Origin of the sequence: Azonexus sp., assembly GCF_036170495.1 — a bacterium.
Taxonomy (GTDB): domain Bacteria; phylum Pseudomonadota; class Gammaproteobacteria; order Burkholderiales; family Rhodocyclaceae; genus Azonexus.
In genome coordinates this window covers 1-2,984 of the sequence record NZ_JAVHPH010000279.1, presented here as the reverse complement: position 1 = coordinate 2,984, position 2,984 = coordinate 1, and the positions used below count along the sequence as shown (strand labels likewise).

2 protein-coding genes are annotated in these 2,984 nt (G+C 65.3%); both read right to left on the bottom strand.

Annotated elements, in window-relative coordinates; translation table 11 throughout:
• On the bottom strand, positions 1–1,043 hold a 1,043-nt coding region (locus ADADOO_RS10090), incomplete at its 3' end, for an HD-GYP domain-containing protein (RefSeq protein WP_511277217.1).
• A 25-nt stretch (positions 1,044–1,068) separates the two neighbouring features.
• The coding region (locus ADADOO_RS10085; RefSeq protein ID WP_511277215.1) for a response regulator at positions 1,069–2,984 on the bottom strand (1,916 nt) is incomplete at its 5' end.

Genomic DNA, 2,984 nt, shown 5'->3' with positions numbered 1-2,984 from the left:
GTGAGGGCGCCGTGTTCGTCGGCGTAGATTTCCTTGATGCGCAGGATTTCCGGCAGGGCGCGCCGGAAGGCTTCGATCAGCGCCGGGTCGAAATGCTGCCCGGACTGCTCGTAAAGGTATTGCAGCGCTTCTTCGATGGGCACCGCGCCTTTGTAAGGGCGGACCGAAACGAGGGCATCGAAGACGTCGGCGATGGCGACGATCCGGCCCTCGAGCGGGATGTTCTCGCCGGCTAATTGTTGCGGGTAGCCGCTGCCGTTCCACTTTTCGTGATGAGTCAGGGCAATGATGCGCGAGGTTTCGAGCAGCTCGTTGTCGTGCTTGCCGATGATTTCGGCGCCCATGATCGGGTGTTGACGCATGATGTCCCATTCTGCGGCATCGAGTTTCCCTGGCTTGAGCAGGATGGCGTCGGGAATGCCGATCTTGCCGATGTCGTGCATCGGCGCCGTGTTGAAGACGATGTTGGCCGCCTCTTCGCCGAGGCCGTGGGCAAGCGCGATGACGCGGGCGTAATGGCTCATGCGCAGGACGTGGTTGCCGGTCTCGTTGTCCTTGAATTCGGCGGCCCGGCCGAGGCGGCGGATGATCTGCTGGCGCGTCGTGAGCAGCTCGTGGGTGCGCTGGCGGACCATCCGTTCGAGTTCGCGCGACTGGTCGTAGAGCGCGAGATGGGTGCGCACCCGGGCCTTGACGATGGGTGGGCTGATCGGCTTGGTGATGTAATCGACGGCGCCGGTTTCCAGGCCGCGCTCTTCGTCCTCGGTGCTCGTCATGGCGGTGACGAAAATGATCGGAATGCGCCGGCGGTCGGGGTTGGCTTTGAGGCGTCGGCAGATTTCCAGGCCGGAGAGGCCGGGCATCATGATGTCGAGCAGGATAAGGTCGGGCGGCTCGTCGGAATAGACGATCTTGAGCGCCTTCTCGCCCGAGGTGGCGATGCGGATTCGATAGTCGTCACGCAGCACTTCGCTGAGCAGATCGATGTTTTCCGGGCTGTCGTCGACGACCAGGATGCATTGTTTGGGGAGCAGGGGGGACATGAGCGATGGGTTCTCGTCGGTTAACTTACGGCTTTCCCGGATTCGGGGCGATTTGGTACAAGGTGGCGGCTGCTTCTTCGAAATCGTAACGGCCGATTTGGCGGGCCAGTTGCTCGACGAGTTGCGGGTCGTATTGGCCGCGCAGCCAGCTGGCCATTTCCTCGAAATGGCCGACGGCCGCGGCGTCGTCGTCGGCCAGCAACTGGCGCAGCGTAGCCAGCGCCTTGCCCTGGGCTTCCGGGGCAAGTATTGGCGGCGGCGTCCGATCCACCGCCGCCAAGCTGACTGGGATGGCCAGGGCAGCCGGCAGCGCAGCGCTCAAGCTGGCCAACAGCGTGTCGACCTCGGCGTCGTCGAGAGTCATGCCTTTTCGGAGCTTGTCCTCGAGTTCACCGGCCAGCCGGGACAAGGCGCCGGCGCCGATATTGCCGGCCAGGCCGCGCAAGGTATGCGCGCGCAGGATCAGCGCGGCGCTGTCGCCGTGTTGCCGATCGGCCTGCAGGCGGGCGACGACGTCGCCCTGATTTTCACGGAAGCGGCTGACCAGCCGGTCGTACATACGGCGATTGCCGCCCATCCGCGCCAGCGCGGCGGCGGTGTCGATGGCCGACGTTTCGCCGGTCGCGGCCGGTGGCGGCGGTGGCGGGCGGGGGCTGTCGTCCGGCTTGAGCCAGCGGGCCAGCGTGGCGTGGAGGACCGCAACATCGATGGGCTTGGGAATGTGGTCGTTCATGCCGGCCGTCAGGCAACGTTCGCGGTCGCTGGCCAGCGCGTTGGCGGTCATGGCGACGATTGGCAGCTCGCCCAGGTGCAGTTCGTCGCGGATCTTGCCGGTCGCCACGTAGCCGTCCATGACCGGCATCTGGCAATCCATCAGGACCAGATCGTAGGTGCTGCGCTGCACGGCATCGACGGCCAGCTGGCCGTTTTCCGCTGTTTCCACGGTCAACCCGATATTGCTCAACATTTCTTCGGCTAGCTCGCGATTGACCTCGTTGTCCTCGACGAGGAGCACGCGGCGGCCCGCGAAGAGCCGCGAAAGATTGGCCGGCCCGGCTGCCGGAAGGGTGGCCGGCGCTGTTTCGCGATGCAGCGCCTGCATGATGCTGTCGAACAGCGACGACGGCGTTGCCGGCTTGCTCAGGATGGCGCCGACCATCAGGCTACCGAGTGCCGCCTGCAGCTCCTCGTGGTCAAAGGCGGTAGCCATCACGATCGCCGTCTGGTCGGTCGGCGCCGATTGGCCGATGCGCCGGACCAGCTCGACGCCGTCCATGCCGGGCATTTTCCAGTCGACGATGAGCAGCCCATAGGGCTGGCCGGCTTCGTTGGCGGCGGCCAGTTCGCTCAGGGCGGCAGTGCCGCTGGTCACGGCATGGTTGGCGATGCCGAGCGCCGTCAGTATCTGCGTGAAGATTTCGCAGGCGCCGGCGCTGTCATCGACGACCAGGGCGCGCAGGTCATCGGGTAGGCCGATGCGTCGCGGCTGGCTATCGTCGCCGCTGGCCAGCCCGAAGCTGAGGCGGACATGGAAGGAACTGCCGACACCAAGCCGGCTGGTGACGCCGATGCTGCCACCCTGCAGGTCGACGATGCGCTTGCAAATCGACAGGCCAAGGCCGGTACCGCCGTATTTTCGCGTTGTCGAGCTGTCGGCCTGGGTGAACGCCGAGAACAGTTGTGCTTGTTGCTCGGGGTTCATGCCGATGCCGGTGTCGTGCACTTCGAAGCCGAGTTCGACGCGGTCGGCACTGCCGCCCAGCTTGTGCACGACGACCGTGATTTCCCCGGCCTCGGTAAATTTGATGGCGTTGCCGACCAGATTGAGCAGCAACTGGCCGAGCCGCAGCGAATCGCCGATCAGCTGGTCGGGCACATCGGGGGCTACGGCGTAGAGCAGTTCGAGGCCGCGCTCGCGGGCTTTCTGGGCGCACAGGTCGC